Source organism: Polaromonas sp. P1_G4, from assembly GCF_056405475.1.
Map to the genome: position 1 here is coordinate 1 of NZ_JBFUCA010000570.1, position 2,573 is coordinate 2,573.

The 2,573-nt window shown below is 57.3% G+C and carries 3 protein-coding genes; 2 read left to right on the forward strand and 1 reads right to left on the reverse strand.

The window, feature by feature from the left end; genetic code table 11:
• Window positions 1-703 (forward strand): fumarylacetoacetate hydrolase family protein (locus AC1D1X_RS20615; RefSeq protein ID WP_477699039.1); only part of this gene is annotated, 703 nt, incomplete at its 5' end.
• Between the two features lie 23 nt (window positions 704-726).
• Window positions 727-1,737 (forward strand): 2-dehydropantoate 2-reductase, encoded by a 1,011-nt coding sequence (locus AC1D1X_RS20620; protein WP_477669193.1) that lies wholly within the window; start codon window positions 727-729, stop codon window positions 1,735-1,737.
• A 136-nt stretch (window positions 1,738-1,873) separates the two neighbouring features.
• On the opposite strand, the gene AC1D1X_RS20625 is transcribed toward AC1D1X_RS20620, so the two are convergent.
• The coding region (locus AC1D1X_RS20625; protein ID WP_477699040.1) for a hypothetical protein at window positions 1,874-2,573 on the reverse strand (700 nt) is incomplete at its 5' end.

Sequence of the window (2,573 nt, forward strand, 5' to 3'; positions counted from 1 at the left end):
GAACATCCGGGTTTGCCAGGGCGACATATTCTCCGGTGCGACACCCACGGACCGGGTGCTGCCGCTGACCAGCGTCGAGCTCTTGATGCCGGTACGGCCAAGCAAAGTCATCGCGATGTGGAACAACTTCCACGCCCTGGGTCAAAAACTCAACCTGGCTGTGCCAGCCGAGCCGCTCTACCTGATCAAGGCGCCGAACTCCTACCTGGATCCAAACGGAACCATCCTCAAGCCCCCATGCAATGGCAAAGTAGTTTTTGAAGGCGAACTGGGCATCGTGATCGGCAAAACATGCAAGCAGGTTCCCGAGCACGATGCGATGGATCATGTGTTCGGCTACACCTGCGCCAACGACGTAACGGTCGCCGACATACTGAACCGTGATGCCTCGTTTGCCCAGTGGGTACGCGCCAAGGGGCTGGATACCTTCTGCCCCTTCGGTCCCGTCGTGGCCACAGGTCTTGATCCAGACAAACTGGTAGTTAAAACCATCCTCAACGGCGAGATCCGCCAGGACTATCCCATCAGCGACATGCGCTTTTCAGTGAAGCAGCTGGTGAGCTTGATATCCCAGGACATGACACTCTATGCAGGCGATATCATCCTGTGCGGTACGTCAATCGGCGTGGGATCCATGAAACCGGGAAGCACGATCGAAGTGGAGATTGCCGGTATCGGCAGGCTCAGCAACCGATTCGAATAACGTTTTTTACCAGGAGTACGGGTGTGAAGATTGCGATCATTGGGGCCGGGGCCATCGGCGGTTATGTGGGTGTGAAATTGGCTTTGGCCGGTGAGGACGTGACCTTCATCGTACGGGGCGCCAACCTGGATGCTATTCGTAAAAAGGGCATGAAGCTGATCATGCACGATGGCACCGAACACGTTGCGGAAAATGTCAAGGCGACCAACAATTACACAGAAGCCGGCCCGCAGGATCTGGTGATCCTGGCCATGAAGGCACATCAGGTAGAGGCTGTAGCCAACGATCTTCCCAAGCTGTTTGGGCGTGACACCACAGTCGTCACCATGCAAAACGGCATCCCCTACTGGTACTTCCATAATCATGGTGGCCCGTTTGAAGGAGGCCAAGTCCATAGCGTGGACCCCAGYGGTACGCTGTCAAAAATGATCCCTCCGCAGCGCGTCATCGGCTGTGTCGTCTACCCGGCCTCTGAACTTGTGGCGCCAGGTGTCGTGAAACATATCGAAGGCGACCGCTTTCCGGTCGGCGAGCTTGACGGCTCAATCAGCGAACGTGTCACGCGAATTTCAGAATGTTTTGGCAACGCGGGGTTCAAGGCGCCCGTTCTGGACAACATCCGATCGGAGATCTGGCTCAAGCTTTGGGGCAATCTCACTTTCAACCCCATCAGCAGCCTGGCCCATTCCACACTGGTGGACATCTGCCAGTATCCGCTGACGCGCGACCTGGCCGCCAACATGATGCGCGAGGCGCAGGAAGTCGCGCACAAGCTGGGCATCGAGTTTCGCGTCACGCTGGACAAGCGTATCGCCGGCGCTGAGAAAGTAGGCAAGCACAAAACATCCATGCTGCAGGACATCGAAGCCGGCCGAGCCCCGGAAATCGATGCCCTGGTGGGTTCAGTAGTCGAACTGGGACGTCTTACGCAAACACCAACGCCGCACATCGACACGGTATATGCCCTGGTCAAGCTGCTCGCAAAAACCATGGACGAAGAGCGCGGACAGGTGCGCCTTCAGCTCGCGGCCTGATTGCCCGGTAACGGCCGGGCTTTGGGTTTGGCACCGACAGGACTGTGACAGCCAATCAGGCCTCATCTAATTGCTGCGGCGCACAACGGCTTTTCCTGGTGCCGCGAGCTGCGGCAAGCCTAAAAAACGATCCGACTCAAGGTCCAAAGGCCAACGATTTCTTCATGGCCTCAACCACCGCGTCCGAAGGAGTGTCGAAATCGAACTTGGCCCCAAGGTCCAACGCCTTTAACAGGAGTGGGTTTGCGTTCTTGAGGGAGTCGAACAGAGTAGCCGCTTTTTTAGTCACATCTGCTGGAGCGCCAGGGTGAACMTACAGCCCGTAGCCCCAACTCGCGTTGGCGGTCGGCACAATGACCAGTTGCGCCATATGGATGCGCTCATCGGTACCGTGGTGGCTTTTCATGGTGGCAGCCTGTGCGCTCTGTAGCCGGGTAATCAGACCGGCCCACCGGTCCGCTTGCCAATGAAATGCCGCTTTGGTCGGCAAGTAGCTTTGCCCCAGCCCTTGTTGAGGCAATATTTCGACCACCGTGCCGCAAAAATTCTCGGCTTTTACGAGCGATGTGGTCACACCGCTTTTCATGCCAAAGCAACTGGTCGTCTTGAGCTTGGCGAGCACTTTGGCTTGATCAGCGGGAGGGAGCGTCTTCAACTCGACCGGTTTGCCGTCCTTGACCGTTCCGATGTCAGCCAGAATCAGTACAGCCGACTGGATCGGGTCCATGTTGACAGCCACCGGCTTATAGCCCGAGGCAAGACCGACCACGGGGTTGCCATAGACCCAGCATGGTGGCGCCGGTTTCTTGACGGCTGTCAAAACATCCTGCGTCTCC